Source organism: Pantoea sp. JZ29 (assembly GCF_035190385.1).
Classification (GTDB): domain Bacteria; phylum Pseudomonadota; class Gammaproteobacteria; order Enterobacterales; family Enterobacteriaceae; genus Pantoea; species Pantoea stewartii.
The window spans coordinates 318,737-336,324 of sequence record NZ_CP045241.1; the positions used below are offsets into that span (position 1 = coordinate 318,737).

A 17,588-nucleotide genomic window follows, 5' to 3' on the forward strand; every position below is an offset into this window, starting at 1 on the left:
GCGCAGGCTACGCCGCCCTGTCAGGTGGCGCGATCGTCAGGATGCGGGGGGCGTCCGGGCATTGTTCAGCGCCAGGGAAACCGCCAGCGTCTGAGCCAGACAGAGTGACGCCACCTGAGAGCGGAAACCGTCAACCTGGGCTTCCCGCACCACAAAGCAAACGTCGCTGAACGCGGCCAGAGGGCTCACCTGGCTGTCCGTAATCGCAATCAGGTGGGCACCGCGCCTGGCACCCAGCTCAACCACTTCTACCGCTTCGCGGGCGTAAGGCGAACAGCTGATAGCAATCACCACGTCTTTCGGATTCACCAGCGTCAGCTGTTCAGTGAACATGCCGCCTAACCCGTCAATCAGAAAGGCGCGGCGCTCCAGATGGCGCAGGGCGTAAACCAGATAGGAGGCGACACTGAACGAGCGACGCAGGCCGATAACATAGACATTCTCGGCATCATTGAGTAACTGTACCGTTTTGTTCATCTGCTCCGGGCTCACCTGCATCGCCAGTTGCTGCAACGCCTGGCTGTTTACCATGGTGAAGACATTCAGAATTTCCGCCGGGCTTTCAGGCGCGTTCGCTGCGTCGTCTGCGGCGGTCTGGCGGAACAGGCGTGCCCGTTCGGTGTAGTTAACCGTCTCTTCCATCAGATGCTGACGAAAAATTTGTTTCATTTCGTTGAAGCCGCTAAAACCAAAGGCGTTGGCAAAGCGAATCAGGGTCGAAGGCGGCACATCGGCCTGCTGAGCAATAGACGCGACGGTATCAAAGGCGATGCTGTTACTGTTATCAAGAATATAACGAGCCACCTGCTTCAGACGCTTACTCAGCGTTTCATAACGGCGACGAATCTCGTCCTGCAGCAGTGAAAGTTGGGAAGGGTTATTGCTCATTACGTCGGCTCATGTGCGGAAAGCGTGGCTGGATAAGAATCGCTATGATACCAGATGGATGGAAAATTTCATTTGTTTGTTTTTCAGGCATAATTTATTTCATTGGTTTATGAAATGACTCACAGATTCGTCGTCAAACGGTGCGATCGGGCTGAAAAAAGGCTGCTCTGGGGCAGCCTTAGGCATATCGTCCTGCGTCAGGGTGAATTTACAGCCCGGTGTGCTCGCGAATATATTTTCGTGCCTTCACCGCATACTCAAATGGATTCGCCAGCGCGGGATCCTGCTCTGCCTCCACCACCATCCAGCCCTGATAGCCGTAATCATCAAGGATTTTAAACACGGGTTTAAAGTCGATCACGCCATCGCCCGGCACGGTAAAAGTGCCTTTTTTTACGCCGTCCAGGAAAGACAGATGCTGATCTCTGACTTCAGCGACGATGTCATCCCGCACATCTTTGAGGTGCACGTGGAAAATACGTGGCAAGTGGTTTTCCAGTACCGCCAGCATGGCCTGCTGTGAGCCTTCGGAATAGTAGATATGGCCGGTGTCGTAAAGTAAGCCGACAGTATCGTTCGTCATGGCCATAAAACGGTCAATTTCTGCTGGCGTCTGGATAGCGGTGCCCATGTGATGGTGCAGGCAGACGCGCATGCCTTTACGGGCGGCGATCGCGGCCAGTTCATTGTAGCCTTCCGCCGTGCGCTGCCATTCATCGTCGTTAAACACGGGCTTATCGTCCAGCACCGCCAGCGTCGTGCCTTGTATGCTCTTGCTTTGTTCAGAGCACCCAATCACCCGGGCGCCCATCTCGAAGAGGAAATTCATGTGCTCGGTGAATCCCTCAATCGTTTTCGCTTTGTCGCCCTGTGCAAAGAAGGTGCTGAACCAGGCGTTACAGATCTCAATACCGCGAATCTCCAGCATCGGTTTCAGAACCGCAGGATCGCGTGGGTATTTACTGCCGACTTCACTGCCGGTGAACCCGGCCAGCGCCATTTCACTGACCGTTTGCTGGAAGGTGTTTTCGCTGCCCAGTTCGGGCATATCATCATTCGTCCAGCCAATGGGCGCGATCGCCAACTTAACCTTTTGATTGTTCATCAGTTACCTGCCTGAAGGCGAGAGGAGTCAGTTATAAAATGCCGGACGGGCGGGCATTTCAATGGGTTCGATCGCGCCGCTCTTCTGCGCTTTGATACAGGCGTCAGCAGCGACCGAGGCGGCAAAACCATCCCATGCGGAAGGACCGGTTAACTGGCCCGCTTTTACGTCGTTGATAAAGGCCTGTAGCTCAACGTTGTATGCCTCAATAAAGCGATCTTTCCAGTCGACCAGAATGGTATTGGACAGTTTGGCGTCTTTACGTAACTGTACCGATGACGGCTCGGGCAGTCTGGCGATACCTTCCTCGCCCACGACTTCGCACTGAATATCGTAGCCGTAGGTACAGTTCACAAAGATCTCCACATCAATGCGAATCCCTTTTTGCGTTTCAAACAGAACGATTTGCGGGTCTTTCAGGTGTGGACGGGCTTTAGAACTGACGCGCGGGAACACCACCTGCACGGTTTTATAGTCGTCGCGGGTCAGCCAGCGCAGGACATCCAGCTCGTGGATCAGCGTATTGGTAATCGCCATTTCGGTGTTGTAGTTTTCCGGCACCGTCGGGTTGCGGTGCGCGCAATGCAGCATCAGCGGCTCACCGATATCACCATCGGTAATCACCTTTTTCAATGCCCGATAACCGGCATCGTAGGGGCGCATAAAGCCGACCTGTACGAGACGTTTGCCGTGTTTGATCTCGGCGTCCACGATACGACGACAGCCTTCAGCGCTCATCGCCAGCGGCTTCTCACAGAAGACCGGTTTGCCCGCTTCAATGGCGGCCAGCGTGAACGCTTCATGGGTCGGGTCCCAGGAGGTGACGAGCACGGCATCCACGTTGGGTGACTGAATGACTGCGAAGCCATCCTCGCATACGTCTGCATCACTGTTCAGACGTTGCAGCGCGGCTTTGGCGCCTTCCGCATTGATATCGGATACCGCAACCACTTTTGCCCCTTGTAAGACATTGTTGCAGCGGCGAATGTGCTCCTGACCAATCGCACCTGTTCCAATCACACCAAGTTTCAATGTCATAATTACACCTGTAGGGTTAAATCGGAGAGTAGAAACATGGGCCGTCAGACGGCCCGGAAATCAGTATTTACGGGCCTGAGCCAGATGCGTATTCAGCGTGTTCGCCACCTGTTGCGCGCGCGTCGAGTGGGCGGTTTGTGCCACACCAACGTGCCACCAGCTGAAGTAGTTGTGAATCATGGTCTTGGGCAGCACTTTGATATCAATCAGCGTGGAAACGCGCTGCGTTTTTGCGTCTTCCAGCGCGGCGGTAAGCTGCTCCAGCGTACTGACGCGATAGGTTTTGCAGCCATAACCGGCGGCAATGGCGGCAAAATCCACCGGAACCAGTCCGCCGTCGAGCTTGCCACCGTCCGGATTACGGAAACGGAACTCGGTAACAAAGCTGTCCATGCCGTGCCCCATTTGCAGGTTGTTAATGCAGCCATTGCTCATGTTATCCAGCAGGACCACATTGATTTTCGCCCCTTCCTGAAGGGAGGTCACCAGCTCGGAATGCAGCATCATGAACGAGCCATCGCCTACCAGGGCATAAACCTCTCGCTCAGGCTGCGCCAGTTTGACGCCCAGTGCCGCATTCACTTCGTACCCCATGCAGGAGTAACCATATTCAAGGTGATAGCCGTTATAACCCCGCGTACGCCAGGCGCGTTGCAGGTCGCCGGGCAGGCTGCCCGCAGCACCCACGATCACGGCATCGGCAGGCAGGTGCTGATTCAGCGTGCCCACTACGCTGCTTTGTGTCAGCAGAGACTGCGTAAGGCGGTTAAATTCGGCATAGACGGCTTTTCGGTCAAGGTGATCGGCAATCTCAGGCTCAAAGGCGGTATCGTTGGGCGTGATGTGATAAACGCGCTGTGTCTCGTCTTCCAGCTGCTGCCGGGCCAGGGCAATCTGATCGCCCCAGTCGTTGGCATAGTGCTGTGAAACCAGTCCATGACTGAGCGCCAGCAGTGCTTCACGTGCGTCGGCCAGCAGCTGCACGCCATCGAGCTTATAACTGTCAAAGTTGCTGACGTTGACATTCAGAAAGCTCACATCAGGATGCTGAAAGATCCATTTCGACGAGGTGGTGAAATCGGTGTAGCGCGTTCCAATGCCTATCACCAGATCGGCCTCTTTTGCCAGCAGGTTGGCCGCCAGACAGCCGGTTTCACCCACGCCGCCGACGTTGAGAGGATGATCAGACAATAAGGTACCTTTTCCCGCCTGGGTTTCAGCAAACGGAATCTGATAGCGTTCGGCAAATGCACGCAGCGCCTCGCCTGCGCCGGAATATTTCACGCCTCCGCCGCAGATAATTAATGGCTTACGTTTACGGATGATGAGCTTCAGCGCATCTTCGAGCTGGGCAACGGTGGGTTGACGCCGATCCAGACGATGAACGCGTTTCTGGAAGAAATAATCCGGATAATCCCAGGCTTCACCCTGAACATCCTGCGGTAAAGAGAGCGTGACGGCACCCGTTTCAGCCGGATCGGTCAGGACGCGCATGGCGTTAATACAGGCGCTCATCAGTTGTTCCGGACGGCTGACGCGGTCCCAGTATTTACTGACGGCACGAAAGGCGTCGTTGGTGCTGATACTCAGATCCCAGGGCTGCTCAATCTGCTGTAGGACCGGATCGGGCTGGCGGGTGGCAAAGACGTCGCCAGGCAGGAGCAGAAGAGGAATTCGGTTTGCGGTGGCAGTGGCGGCGGCCGTCAGCATATTGGCGGCGCCGGGCCCTACGGACGACGTACAGGCGATAATCTGGCGGCGCAAAGACTGTTTGGCAAAGCCCGTTGCGGCGTGGGCCATCCCTTGTTCATTACGCCCCTGATAGACCACCAGATCGCCGCTGTCCTGCTCCAGCGCTTGTCCCAGTCCCAACACATTGCCATGACCGAAAATGGCGAAAATGCCTTTTACAAACTTTGTCTCTGTGCCGTCTACGTCAATGTATTGATTATCGAGAAACTTAACTAATGCCTGTGCGGTAGTCAGTTTGATGGTGGCCATAAACCTTCCTCAACGTGCTGGCAGTAGCAGAGTCCGGCACCGCGCTAAAAAGGCGTGACGTAACGGAAAAGGCTACCTGAAGAACTGAAATGTCAGAGGATTATAAACAAATGCATTTTTCATAAAATACGATTACAGAAGAAATATTTCATTTTGCGAGGGGGATCAAATTTACCCTTGCTGACAGGGCTGCGGGAAGCTATGCCATAAGCGTAACTGGAATGTTTAGTGAGAGTTACAAAGTTTTCGAGATTTCATTTCATCACGCAGAAAGATGCTGCAAAACGGGCAGGAGCGTCATGGCCCTGTCGCACCGGGTCCGCGAGGTCCCGTCCGGCAACGCCTGACTGACGTGTCGGGCATAACAGATTTTTAACTGCTTCACATAATCGCAGTGTAAGTTTCATTTTGAATTGAGTTTGGAATATTTGTTCCTCATACTGCGTTTATCGTTAACCAGACACCTTCAGACCCCACGCACAACCTGTCCGCAGTGTCTGCTCATCACAGAAGGAAACCAGAAGCATGCAGAGAGAACAGAAGCGTCTTGATGTGATTTGTATCGGACGCATTGCCGTCGACTTCTATGGTCAGCAAATTGGCGCGCGGCTGGAAGACACCACGTCTTTCGCGAAATATCTGGGCGGGTCATCAGGCAATGTCGCATACGGTACGGCGATTCAGGGGCTGAAATCCGCCATGCTGGCTCGTGTAGGCGATGAACATAATGGCCGTTTTCTGCGGGAAAGTTTGCAGCGGGTCGGCTGCAATACAGAAGCACTTATCACGGACAAAAAGCGGCTGACCGCTCTGGTCATCCTGGGCATTAAAGATGAAGACACTTTTCCGCTGATTTTTTACCGCGACAACTGCGCCGATATGGCCCTGGTGCCAGACGACATTAATGAAGACTTTATCGCTTCTTCTCGCTCGGTTGCGGTAACCGGCACGCATTTGTCGCACCCGCAGACGCGAGCGGCCGTGCTGAAAGCGCTGGAGTATGCCCGTAAGCATGGTCTGCGTACCGCGCTGGACATCGACTATCGCCCGGTATTGTGGGGCCTGACTTCACTGGGGGACGGGGAAACCCGGTTTATTGCCTCCTCTGAAGTCACCGCGCAACTGCAGCAGGTTATGCATTATTTCGATCTCATTGTCGGCACGGAAGAAGAGTTTCATATCGCAGGCGGCAGCACCGATACGCTGACCGCGCTGAAAAACGTGCGCACGGTGAGCAACGCAACGCTGGTCTGTAAGCGAGGAGCAATGGGATGCGTGGTATTTGAAGGCGCGATTCCAGACAACTGGGCAGCGGTGAAACTGCACAGCGGCGTGCGTGTCGAGGTCCTGAATGTGCTGGGCGCAGGGGACGCGTTTATGTCCGGTCTGCTGCGCGGCTGGTTAAACGATGAAGGATGGGAACAGGCCTGCCGTTACGCAAACGCCTGTGGCGCGTTGGTGGTTTCGCGACACGGGTGCGCCCCTGCGATGCCCACCCGACAGGAGCTGGATGACTTTTTAAGCCGCGAACAGGACGTGAAACGCCCCGATCTGGATAGCCGTCTGACCCATCTGCACCGCGTCACGTCGCGTCAACACGCCTGGCCAGAACTGAATATTTTCGCTTTTGATCACCGCAAACAGCTGGTAGAGATGGCTACGGAGGCTGGCGCGGACGTTTCGCGCATTCCGCAGTTGAAACTTTTGCTATTGCAGGCTGCGGAGCAGGCCGTGCAGCAAGCCGGCATTGAAAGTAAAAGCGGCATTCTGGCGGACACGACCTTCGGTCAGAAAACGCTGAATGCGATTACGGGTAAGAACCGATGGATTGGCCGACCCATTGAACTACCGGGGTCGCGTCCGTTACGCCTGGAACATGGCAGCATTGGTTCCCAGTTGATCGGCTGGCCAGCGGAGCATGTGGTGAAATGCCTGGTGTTTTATCATCCTCACGACAGTGCCGAACTGCGCGAGGAGCAGGACGCGCTGTTGCTGGAAGTGTGGAAAAGCTGTAACCAGAGCGGTCATGAGTTACTGCTGGAAGTGATCCTGCCTGACAGCCAGCCAGACCACAATGAAGCGCATTTTCTGAAGATGCTGAACCACTTTTATGCGCTTGGCATCAAGCCTGACTGGTGGAAGCTCCCACCCCTGTCTCCGGCAAGCTGGCGTGACATAGGTGCCTTGATCGAACAGCAGGATCCTTACTGTCGTGGCATTTTATTACTGGGACTTGATGCGCCAGAAGCCACGCTTAAAGCGGGGTTTGCCGCGGCGGCGCAGGCCCCGTGGGTAAAAGGGTTTGCGGTGGGGCGCACAATCTTTGCACAGCCCTCGCGCCAGTGGTTGCAGGGTGAAATACGTGACGACGCACTGGTGGCGGCGGTAAAAGAGAACTACCTGCGGCTGATTGATTACTGGCGTCAGGCGCGCGAACAGTGTGTCTAAAGCAGAAGGGATGAGTGATAACTGAGCCATGCGGCAGAATGATCATTGCATGGCTCAGTATTAACGCGCGGTGGTGTGGTGTGCCCTTGCCGTTATTTCAGGGTAATGCTTTTCACCACGGTTTCAGCATCGCTTTGGGCCTGCTGTTGATTGTCCCCGGGCAGCGTAATCTGCATCGTCATCAGCTTACCATCGACTTTGGCCAGAACAACCGAGGACCAGGAGGTCTGGTTGTTTGCTGAGATGACGGTATCCAGCTGCTGTGCCGGCTCACCGCCCAGCGTGACCGCTTTATTGGAGACAACCTGAAGCTGGGGATCGCGATTACGCTGCTGTTGTTCCATGCGTTGCGCTAACACATCCAGGGCCTCATTCGTCGGCTCACCGGCAATGACGATAATCGCCCGCGCACCGCTTTCATCAGCATAAACGTGCATGTTGGTACTCTGAGAACCCAGTTTACCGCTCTTATCTGACAGGCCAGGTGGCAGGGTAAAACGTAATTTACCGTCCATCAGCGCCACGGTTTGTGCAGACTGACTGGCAGATGCGCCATTATCGTTTGCTGCTTCATCTTTCTTTTGATCGCAGGCGGCAAGGCCGAGTACCAGCAAACCAATTCCCGCATATTTCACTAAATTACGCATCAGAATCCCTTTTTAACATTCCACGAAGGCGTTTATACAACAGGAATCAGGTTGCAAACGCAACCTGAGTATTGTCAGGAGATTTTAGCGGATTGTCAGGAAAGGCTGTATTGCCGGTTAGCCGAAATGTATCTGCGGCTGGGCCTGGCGTTCGGCCAGGCGTTTGAGCGCAGCGTTGAGTAAAACACCATAGGCAGGCAAAAAGAAAATCATACAAATCAGCACTTTGAAACTGTAATCGACCAGAGCGATTTCTACCCAGTGCTGTGCCATAAACGGATCGGAGCTTTTGTAGAAGGCAATGAAAAAGAAGGCCAGCGTATCGCTGATGTTGCCTAAAAACATGGCACAGCCTGGCGCCACCCACCACTGCGGCAAGCGACGCAGGCGGTTGAAAACGTGCACATCCAGAATCTGGCCCAATGCGTAAGCCATAAAGCTGGCGCAGGCGATACGGGCGACAAACAGGTTTACCTGTTGCAGCGCCTGCCAGCCTTGCCATTCGCCCTGGTAAAACAGGCTGGAAATCGCGTAAGAGATAAACAGGGCCGGCACCATCACCGCCAGAATAATGCGGCGTGCAAGCGGCGCACCAAAGATGCGCACGGTCAGATCAGTGGCCAGGAAAATAAACGGAAAGCTAAAGGCGCCCCAGGTGGTATGAAAACCGAAAAGGGAAACAGGCAACTGCACCAGATAATTGCTGGAAGTGATCACCAGCAGATGAAACAGGGACAACCAGACGAGCGCATGAGCGCGCTGACGCGGGGTAAATGCGAGCATAGTAAGCCTTTTTAGTGGTGGGGTGAGGGAACCCAGTGCAGGCAACTGAACATTCAGTGCGCTGCAGTTTTATGAACAAAAAACGGCCGCATCTTACCCTGTTGTGCTATTAATGCAATGGCTAATTTTAACGCAATCGTTACCGCCTTGCGTCAAAGGGCGGACGCGCTAGAATAAGCGCCCGTTAACTGAAATCGAGACCGTCATGAGTGATGCATTTTCTTCCGCCGACCATCAACTGGATGCTCAGGGCCTGCGTTGTCCCGAGCCGGTCATGATGGTACGTAAAACGGTGCGCGGCATGCAGGACGGTGAAACGCTGCTGATTATCGCGGACGATCCGGCAACCACGCGGGATATCCCCGGTTTTTGCCGGTTTATGGAGCATCAGCTACTGGCCGAACAAACCGACACGCTGCCTTACCAGTTTTTGATTCAGAAAGGGATGGGAGAATAACGGCGGCAGTGAGCCGCCGTCAGGTTATGCATCCCGCGTGCGCAACAGCCGCAACGCGTTTGCCGTGACCAGTGCGGTGGCACCGGAATCAGCCAGCACCGCCAGCCACAATCCCGTTAACCCCGCCAGCGTCGTCACCAGGAACAGCGCCTTCAGCCCCAGCGCAATACCAATATTCTGACGAATAATCGCCCGGGTGCGGCGCGCCAGGGCAATCATCGGGGCCAGGTTGCTGAGCTGATTGCGCGTCAGGGCGGCATCCGCCGTTTCCAGCGCGACATCCGTCCCACTGCCCATCGCAATACCCAGCGTGGCGGCCTTCATGGCTGGTGCATCGTTGATACCGTCGCCCACCATCGCCACCACCTGCTGCTCACTGAGCTGACGAACCGCCTCCACCTTACCGGCTGGCAACAGGCTGGCATGCCAGCCGATGCCTAAAGGTTGGGCGACGACAGCGGCCGCCCGCGGGTTATCACCTGTCAGCATGAGGCTGTTGATGCCAAGCGCTTTTAAGGCCTGCAAGGCGGCGGGGGTTTCGCTGCGCAGCTTGTCCCGTAAGGCCAGCGCCCCCAGCACCTCGCCATTACGCAGCACCATCACAAGGGTTTCGCCCTGGGCTTCCTGCTCATGCACCATTGCCTGGTGCGCCGGGCTCAGGCTGCTGACGTACGACGGTGCCAGCAACGTTATACGCTGGCCGTCCACTTCAGCCTGAATACCGCTTCCCGCCAGTGCCTGCTGTTGAGTGGCAGACGGAAACGGCAGTGCCCTGGACTGTGCGGCTGCCACAATCGCCGTTGCCAGTGGATGGGTAGAACCTTGTTCCACCGCGGCACCTAATTGCAGAATCGCGTCTTCGTTAGCCTCGCCGAACGGCAAAATTCGCGTCAACTGCGGCCGGCCTTCTGTCAGCGTACCCGTTTTATCGAACGCGATCGTCTGCACTGTGCTCAGCCGTTCCAGGGCCGCGCCTCCTTTAATCAGCGCACCACGGCGGGCGGCGGCGGCCAGTCCGGACGTGATGGCGGCGGGCGTGGAGATTACCAGCGCACAGGGACAGCCGATCAACAGCAGCGTCAGGCCTTTATAAACCCAGGGCAGCCAGGCACCCGCGCCAAACAGGGGCGGCAGCACCATCACCAGCAGGGCCAGCAGCATGATGGCTGGCGTGTAAATCCGGCTAAAGTTATCGATAAAACGTTCTACCGGAGCACGATGACTTTCGGCTTCCTCAATCAACTGCAAAATGCGGTCAATGGCACTTTCGCCAGGCCTGGAAACCACCTCCAGTTCCACCAGACGATCAACGCTGGTCGCACCCGCCAGTATTTTTTCGCCACGCTGACGCAGCACCGGTACCGACTCGCCCGTCAGCGCGCTCTCATCGAAACTGGCGCTTTCCGCCAGTAAGCAGCCGTCGACCGGCAAACGGCCACCGGCGGCGATTACGATCCGGTCGCCAGGCTGCAACGCGGACAGGGGCACCTCACTACGGGTTCCATTTTGCAGGCGCACAGCGAACTCGGGACGCAGCGCCATCAGCTGGCTTACCCCACTGCGCGCGCGGGTTGCGGCATAGGCTTCCAGTTTTTCGCCCAACAGGAACAGCAGCAGAACCATGGCGGCTTCCGCATGCGCACCAATTAATAACGCACCTGCCGACGCCAGGGTCATCAGAGTTTCAATGGTAAAGGCAGAGCCGGTTCGCAGACGTTGCCACGACTTACGCGCGACCGGCACCAGCCCGACCAGCGTCGTCAGAATAAATAACCGGTCGCCCCAAACGGCATTCACCTGCGTAAGCGCAGCGCTGGCTACCATGAGCGCAGCAAGCAGTAAAAGCGGGAAACGGGCACGCCAGGGCGATGGCGCAGGCGCAGAAACAGAGGTTGAGGAGAGATGAAAACCTGCTTTTACCACCGCGTCTTCTATTGCAGACTGAACCGGGGCACGGGCATTAACGACGAGTTTTTCGCTGGAAAAGACGACGCGGACCTGCAGGACGTCAGGGAGTTGGCGAACGGCGGTTTCGATTGCGCGGGCACAACTGGGGCAGTCCATACCGCTAACCTGCCAGCTGAACTGAAAAGCATCAGAGGATCGTCGTCGGTCACCTTCGTCGCTGGCTTCGCCGGCAGACGCGGCAGAGCAGCTACAGTCGCCGCCGCAGCTGGCGTGCTCTGTCGTTTCAGGAGAGGCCGCAGTAATGGATAAGGTGCCCGGACGAACAGGGCGAATGGCACAAAGTGGTTTTGCGGCTCGATGAGTATTGCGTGGCTTACCGCAGCCACAAGCATGATGTTGATGCATATAACCTCCGGAAGACGTGGGCGACGTGCCCACGGCTTATCTTACACCCAGAGGTTTAACCCAACGCCAGCATTATTGTGTCTTTTTTCAGTAGATCCACAGGGAGCGGACGATCATAAAGTGACCGGCAAAGTAGCAGGCCGCGACAATCGCGCTGTCGGCGCTGAAACGGCGGCGATAATGACTGATAAACCACACGATATTGGCCAGCAGCAGCAGGGCAGAGCCAACCAGAATTGAGAAGCTGTAATCGCTGGGGCGGAAGACATATTGTTCAGTGGCCATCCAGTTCATGACCAGCGTCATGCCGATCAGCGTACAGACGGGCCAGCGCAGCGTTTCCAGCTTACTCCACAGCACACCAATCACAACTACCCCGATGATCAGAAAGGTCAGTGGGATGGGCCAGTAAAATGTCATCGTCATATTGGCCGCAAAACACAGCGTGTACAGCAGATGCGACAGGAAAAACGCGCCCAGCGCATAAAGCATTTGTTGCCGCGGGAGCAGCGTCAGCGTGTCGCCGATGAGCGTGGCGACTAACCCAGCCACAATCAGGTAATCAGATGTATTGCGTGTGGGGGCCTGCCAGGCCAGACCGACTAACAGGAGCAACGTGACAGGTTTAAATAACCAGCGTTGCCATTGCGGGCCCCGGTAAGAGGCATCAACGTACAGCCAGCCGGAGAAAAGTACAGCGAGAAAGGACCAGAGCATTGCTTCTCCCTTTTTACCAAAATGGTGACAGTTCCTGAAACACTCCTGTCAGTCTAGGTTATGCCAGCGCGATGTGACAATCGGTCAACTCTGGTTGTATGCTTTATCGCGCAATGCAAGACGATCTGAGACCGGATAAACGCTGAGGAAAGATGAAACCACCGCTACTTTTTATTATTGTCGTGGCCATTATTGCCGTACTCGCGACACGCCAGTTCATCAAACAGCGGCGCGAGGCAGCCGTCAACGATGCCTCGCCGGTACGCACCGTCGCGGTTGAGGTCAAAACCAAACGTGAGTTTTCGGTATCCAGTCGCCGCTCACGTGAGCGCGAAGTGATCGCCGGAGACGAAATGCGCTATGAGGCCTGGTTTCATCCGCTCAATGGCGAAAGCGATATTAAGATGCGCGTTAATGAAAGCGACTACCACCTGATGGACAAGGGCACGAAAGGCGAGCTGACACTTCAGGGCACGCGTTTTATCCGCTTCACGCCTGCCGGAAACTGGCGGCGTGCGTGACGCCCGCCGTTATCCTTTATTTACGTGGGAAATTTTTTTTCTGCCACGCAACCAGTTCGAACACGCCAAACAAAAAGACTTTGATCTGGGTAGCGCGATCGAGCGGTGGTGCATCTTTGCCCTGCGTCGTGCGCAGCAGGACTAACTGCAGGCCGTGCATCAGGATCATAAATATCAAGGCCACATTGATGAACCAGGTCAGGGGCTTCGGATACGGATGAATCAGGTTAAACAGTAAAAAACCCCATACGCACAGCATCAGCAGGCGTCCTAAATTAAGTAACATCATGCGTCTCCTGTTGGCGCTGATATAAACGATAGGCCACCTGGCCCGCAATTTTTTCGCGATGTAAATCCCAGTGAACCGGCACCGGCGGTGGGCCGTTTTCCACTTCGCTTTCAACGTAGACGAGTGCATCCGCTGTCAGCCAGTTATTTTTTTCCAGCAGTTGCAGGGTTTGCTCCAGCAAACCCTGCCGAAACGGAGGATCGACAAACACGATACCAAAGGGATGGCCGTCCTGCGCCAGCCAGCTCAGGGTGTTGGTTTGTACAACGTTGCCGTTTGAGGCCTGCAATGTCTGAAGGTTTTTGCTCAGCTGTTGCGCCACCGGGCGCTCCAGCTCAAGCAGCGTTGCCGACGCGGCATAGCGTGAGAGCGCTTCCAGCCCCAGTGCGCCACTTCCGGCAAAGCAATCCAGGCAGTCAGCCTGCTGCAGGTGGGGTGCCAGCCAGTTAAACAGGGTTTCTCGCACCCTGTCGGTGGTGGGACGAAGACCCGCGCTGTCTGGCACCGGTAATTTGCGGCCGCGCCACTGTCCGCCAATAATGCGGATTTGGCCCGCACCACCTGTTTTACGGGGAGGTTTTATCATCTTGCTCACAAATCGTCATAATTTGTTGCGTAGTTTAACGGGCGAAACGATGAGAAGAAACGTTAAAAAAGGGTGCTGTGGTGAGCCGCCAGGAAAGTGTTAGACTACGACGCTGCTGATGTTATGCATAATTCTGCGGTTTAACGCCACTTTGGCGTTTATCACCAATACTGTTTTTAACCCTGGGAACATTGTGCTACCGGGATGAAGCCATCGAGGAGTGTGGTTACACAATGGCAAAAGAGAAGAAACGAGGCTTTTTTTCCTGGCTGGGATTTGGCAAAGAAGAAGAGAAACAACCCTTAACGGATGCGCAGACGGCACAACCGGAAGCCCAGCAGCCAGAACAGGAAGCCCCGGCACGCAGTCAGGCGGAAACCGCTGAACAGGAACGCGGTGCCGCACCTGAAAACCGTGTTGAACAGCAACAGGAAAGTGATGAAGCTACGTCTGAAGACGTACCGGTTACCGCCCGTGTAGCCGGGCCTGAAACGGCGGTTGATCCGCATACCGGTATGATCACGCCCGTTGAGCCTGCCGATGACGTCAACGATGAGGAACTGACTGCGCTGCCGTCAGCGGAGGTTGAGCTTGCCTCATCCGCGCCTGAACAGGTATCTGTGGCGGACGATGAGCTGGCCGCGCTGGCGCTGGCGGATGCCGACGTGACAGATATCGCGCCGCACGACGCTGCCATCGCTGAAACTGAACAGGCGGACGATGCGCCGCTGAGCGACGATGAGCTGGCCGCGCTGGCGCTGGCGGATGCCGACGTGACAGATATCGCGCCGCACGACGCTGCCATCGCTGAAACTGAACAGGCGGACGATGCGCCGTTGAGTGACGAAGAACTGGCTGCACTGGCGCTGGGAGACGCGGATGTCGTTAACGTTGAAACTGTCGGGCACGATGCCGGGGCGACAGCGCCAGACGACACGGTCAGCGATCTTCCGTTAGCCGCCGCACCGCTGGTAGCGCACGAGCAGGAACAGGAGCGCCCCACCAAAGAGGGATTCTTTGCCCGCCTGAAGCGCAGCCTGGTGAAGACTCGCCAGAACCTGGGCTCGGGTTTTATCAGCCTGTTCCGTGGCAAGAAAATCGACGATGACCTGTTCGAAGAACTGGAAGAACAACTGCTGATTGCCGACGTGGGCGTGGAAACGACGCGGCGCATTATTACCAGCCTGACGCAGCAAGCTGACCGTAAGCAACTGCGCGATGCGGAAGCGCTTTATGGCCTGCTGAAAAGCGAAATGGCGGCGATCCTGGCGAAAGTCGATGAACCGCTGAATGTCGAAGGTAAAACCCCGTTTGTCATCTTAATGGTCGGCGTGAACGGCGTGGGTAAAACCACCACCATCGGCAAGCTGGCACGTCAGTATCAGGCAGAAGGTAAATCTGTGATGCTGGCGGCGGGCGATACGTTCCGTGCGGCCGCTGTTGAACAGCTTCAGGTCTGGGGCCAGCGCAACAACATTCCCGTTGTCGCGCAGCATACCGGCGCGGATTCGGCCTCGGTGATTTTCGATGCCATCCAGGCGGCCAAATCACGTGGCGTTGACGTGTTGATCGCGGATACCGCAGGGCGCTTGCAAAATAAATCGCACCTGATGGAAGAGCTGAAGAAAATTACCCGTGTGATGAAGAAGCTGGATGAGCAGGCGCCACATGAAGTCATGCTGACCCTGGATGCCAGTACCGGGCAAAATGCCATCAGCCAGGCCAAACTGTTCCATGAAGCGGTAGGGCTGAGCGGCATTACACTGACTAAACTGGATGGGACAGCCAAAGGTGGCGTGATTTTCTCGGTCGCCGATCAGTTTGGCATCCCTATCCGTTATATCGGTGTCGGAGAAGGCATCGACGATTTACGGCCCTTCAAGGCCGAGGATTTTATTGAGGCACTGTTTGCCCGAGAGGACTAATTAGGATGATTCGCTTTGAAGAGGTCAGTAAGGCATATCTCGGCGGACGTCAGGCGCTGCAGGGCGTAGATTTTAATCTGCGTCCTGGCGAAATGGCGTTTTTGACCGGCCACTCCGGGGCAGGTAAGAGTACGTTGCTGAAGCTGATTTGTGGCATTGAGCGCCCCAGCGCCGGGCAAATCTGGTTTAGCGGACACGATATTTCGCGCCTACGTAACAGCGAAGTGCCGTTCCTGCGTCGTCAGATCGGGATGATCTTTCAGGATCACCATCTGCTGATGGATCGTAGCGTTTATGACAATGTGGCCATCCCGTTGATCATCTCCGGTGCCAGCGGCGAGGATATCCGTCGTCGTGTTTCGGCGGCGCTCGATAAAGTGGGCCTGCTCGACAAAGCGAAAAGTTTTCCTATTCAGCTCTCCGGCGGTGAACAGCAACGTGTCGGTATTGCCCGTGCCGTCGTGAATAAGCCCGCCGTTCTGCTGGCTGACGAACCAACGGGTAACCTGGATGAGGCGCTGTCAGAAGACATCCTGCGCCTGTTTGAAGAGTTTAACCGCGTAGGTGTGACCGTTTTGATGGCGACGCATGATGTTGCCCTTATTGGTCGCCGCAATTATCGGGTAATGACGCTGAATAAAGGACGCCTGCACGGAGGCCACGATGGTCAATAAACGCAACAAACGCGCGGCAGCCCCGAAGGCGAAGCAACCGTCAAAGAGTAAAGCGTTACGCGGTGGCTGGCAGGAACAGTGGCGCTACGCGCTACGCGGTACGCTGTCAGATATGTGGCGTCAGCCGCTGGCGACGTTGCTGACAGTGATGGTGATTGCGATTTCCCTGACGCTGCCCAGCGTCTGCTATATGGTGTGGAAAAACGTCAGCCAGGCGGCTTCGCAGTGGTATCCCGCGCCGCAGCTGACGGTGTATCTCTCAAAAACGCTGGATGATACGGCTGCTGAGAATGTGACCGCGCAACTGAAACAGGTTGAGGGCGTGGATCACGTTAACTATCTGACGCGTGAAGAAGCCCTGAATGAATTCCGCAACTGGTCAGGCTTCGGCGGCGCGATGGACATGCTGGAACAGAATCCGCTGCCTGCTGTCGTTATCATTACGCCAAAGCTCAACTTCCAGAATTCGGACACCATGCAAACGTTACGCGACAGAGTGGCGAAAGTGCAGGGCGTCGATGAGGTACGGATGGATGACAGCTGGTTTGCCCGTCTGGCGGCGCTGACCGGCCTGGTCGGTCAAATTGCGTCGATGATCGGTATCCTGATGATCGTGGCGGTCTTCCTCGTGATTGGTAACAGCGTCAGGCTGAGTATTTTTGCCCGCCGCGATACGATCAACGTTCAGAAGCTGATCGGGGCAACGGATGGATTTATCCTGCGGCCGTTCCTGTATGGTGGCGCGTTACTCGGGTTCAGTGGCGCGGTACTTTCCCTGATCCTGTCTGAAGTGCTGGTGCTGCGCCTGCAGTCTGTTGTGGCTCAGGTGGCGTCGGTATTTGGCACCACCTTCTCTCTGGAAGGGTTTTCCTGGGATGAGGCGTTACTGCTGTTGCTCATCGCCGCCATTATCGGCTGGATTGCCGCCTGGCTGGCAACCGTACAACATTTACGTCGATTTACGCCCCAGTAAAGCGCTGCAACATTTTTTTGTTATAATCATCCTCTGCTGCCGACAGTGGGCGCAGAGGATCTTGCCCTGCTGTCATCTGTGTGTAAAATATTCACTGCTATAATTGAACTTGTGGATAACTTTGTTTTCTAAGTAGCACAGATTGCTTTTGGTTTTCCTGCGACGTTGACATAATGTGACGTGCGCTTATGGAAAGATGCGGCAATTCCACTGATTTTGTGAG

General features: G+C 55.7%; 16 protein-coding genes. 6 read left to right on the forward strand and 10 right to left on the reverse strand.

Going from position 1 to position 17,588, the window contains the following annotated elements:
• Window positions 1–36: 36 nt before the first annotated feature.
• The 4 genes from GC090_RS01475 to iolD form a co-directional block, all read right to left on the reverse strand.
• Window positions 37–888: a MurR/RpiR family transcriptional regulator gene (locus tag GC090_RS01475; RefSeq protein ID WP_324020723.1), complete on the reverse strand. Its 852-nt coding sequence runs from the start codon at window positions 886–888 to the stop codon at window positions 37–39.
• Between the two features lie 208 nt (window positions 889–1,096).
• Window positions 1,097–1,993: a myo-inosose-2 dehydratase gene (gene iolE / locus GC090_RS01480; RefSeq protein WP_006121068.1), complete on the reverse strand. Its 897-nt coding sequence runs from the start codon at window positions 1,991–1,993 to the stop codon at window positions 1,097–1,099.
• A gap of 27 nt (window positions 1,994–2,020) precedes the next feature.
• Window positions 2,021–3,031, reverse strand: a complete 1,011-nt coding sequence (locus tag GC090_RS01485) for a bifunctional inositol 2-dehydrogenase/D-chiro-inositol 1-dehydrogenase (RefSeq protein ID WP_324020725.1) — start codon at window positions 3,029–3,031, stop codon at window positions 2,021–2,023.
• A 60-nt stretch (window positions 3,032–3,091) separates the two neighbouring features.
• Window positions 3,092–5,032, reverse strand: coding sequence for a 3D-(3,5/4)-trihydroxycyclohexane-1,2-dione acylhydrolase (decyclizing) (iolD, locus tag GC090_RS01490; protein ID WP_110268716.1), 1,941 nt, complete (start codon window positions 5,030–5,032; stop codon window positions 3,092–3,094).
• Between the two features lie 525 nt (window positions 5,033–5,557).
• Here iolD and GC090_RS01495 point away from each other — a divergent pair.
• Entirely contained in the window at window positions 5,558–7,480 is a 1,923-nt protein-coding gene (locus GC090_RS01495) for a bifunctional 5-dehydro-2-deoxygluconokinase/5-dehydro-2-deoxyphosphogluconate aldolase (protein WP_006121065.1), read from the forward strand.
• A 92-nt stretch (window positions 7,481–7,572) separates the two neighbouring features.
• Here GC090_RS01495 and GC090_RS01500 read toward each other — a convergent pair whose 3' ends face one another.
• Both GC090_RS01500 and GC090_RS01505 read right to left on the reverse strand, forming a co-directional pair.
• The gene (locus GC090_RS01500) at window positions 7,573–8,127 is read right to left on the reverse strand and encodes a DcrB family lipoprotein (protein WP_006121064.1); all 555 of its coding nucleotides are present in this window, start codon (window positions 8,125–8,127) and stop codon (window positions 7,573–7,575) included.
• A gap of 117 nt (window positions 8,128–8,244) precedes the next feature.
• The gene (locus GC090_RS01505; protein WP_039342735.1) at window positions 8,245–8,910 is read right to left on the reverse strand and encodes a 7-cyano-7-deazaguanine/7-aminomethyl-7-deazaguanine transporter; all 666 of its coding nucleotides are present in this window, start codon (window positions 8,908–8,910) and stop codon (window positions 8,245–8,247) included.
• Between the two features lie 205 nt (window positions 8,911–9,115).
• Here GC090_RS01505 and tusA point away from each other — a divergent pair, with 205 nt between their 5' ends.
• Window positions 9,116–9,367 (forward strand): sulfurtransferase TusA, encoded by a 252-nt coding sequence (tusA, locus tag GC090_RS01510; protein ID WP_006121061.1) that lies wholly within the window; start codon window positions 9,116–9,118, stop codon window positions 9,365–9,367.
• Window positions 9,368–9,391: 24 nt separating this feature from the next.
• On the opposite strand, the gene GC090_RS01515 is transcribed toward tusA, so the two are convergent.
• Entirely contained in the window at window positions 9,392–11,680 is a 2,289-nt protein-coding gene (locus GC090_RS01515; protein ID WP_324020727.1) for a zinc/cadmium/mercury/lead-transporting ATPase, read from the reverse strand.
• 87 nt (window positions 11,681–11,767) lie between these two features.
• On the reverse strand, window positions 11,768–12,397 hold the full coding sequence (locus GC090_RS01520) for a lysoplasmalogenase (protein ID WP_033738214.1): 630 nt from the start codon (window positions 12,395–12,397) through the stop codon (window positions 11,768–11,770).
• A gap of 152 nt (window positions 12,398–12,549) precedes the next feature.
• Here GC090_RS01520 and GC090_RS01525 point away from each other — a divergent pair, with 152 nt between their 5' ends.
• The gene (locus GC090_RS01525; protein ID WP_324020729.1) at window positions 12,550–12,918 is read left to right on the forward strand and encodes a DUF2500 domain-containing protein; all 369 of its coding nucleotides are present in this window, start codon (window positions 12,550–12,552) and stop codon (window positions 12,916–12,918) included.
• Between the two features lie 16 nt (window positions 12,919–12,934).
• Here GC090_RS01525 and GC090_RS01530 read toward each other — a convergent pair whose 3' ends face one another.
• Complete coding sequence (locus tag GC090_RS01530; RefSeq protein ID WP_006121057.1) at window positions 12,935–13,204, reverse strand: DUF1145 family protein; 270 nt, start codon at window positions 13,202–13,204, stop codon at window positions 12,935–12,937.
• Window positions 13,194–13,793, reverse strand: a complete 600-nt coding sequence (rsmD, locus tag GC090_RS01535) for a 16S rRNA (guanine(966)-N(2))-methyltransferase (RefSeq protein WP_033738212.1) — start codon at window positions 13,791–13,793, stop codon at window positions 13,194–13,196. The genes GC090_RS01530 and rsmD overlap by 11 nt, the downstream gene beginning before the upstream one ends.
• A 233-nt stretch (window positions 13,794–14,026) precedes the next feature.
• Here rsmD and ftsY point away from each other — a divergent pair, with 233 nt between their 5' ends.
• From ftsY to ftsX, 3 genes are read left to right on the forward strand one after another with little or no spacing between them, the layout of a single operon-like run.
• Window positions 14,027–15,718 carry a signal recognition particle-docking protein FtsY gene (gene ftsY / locus GC090_RS01540; RefSeq protein ID WP_324020731.1) on the forward strand — a complete coding sequence of 564 codons (1,692 nt, stop codon included), beginning with the start codon at window positions 14,027–14,029 and terminating at the stop codon, window positions 15,716–15,718.
• Window positions 15,719–15,723: 5 nt separating this feature from the next.
• Complete coding sequence (gene ftsE, locus GC090_RS01545; protein WP_006121054.1) at window positions 15,724–16,392, forward strand: cell division ATP-binding protein FtsE; 669 nt, start codon at window positions 15,724–15,726, stop codon at window positions 16,390–16,392.
• On the forward strand, window positions 16,382–17,365 hold the full coding sequence (gene ftsX / locus GC090_RS01550) for a permease-like cell division protein FtsX (protein ID WP_033738206.1): 984 nt from the start codon (window positions 16,382–16,384) through the stop codon (window positions 17,363–17,365). The genes ftsE and ftsX overlap by 11 nt, the downstream gene beginning before the upstream one ends.
• The last annotated feature ends 223 nt before the right edge of the window (window positions 17,366–17,588 follow it).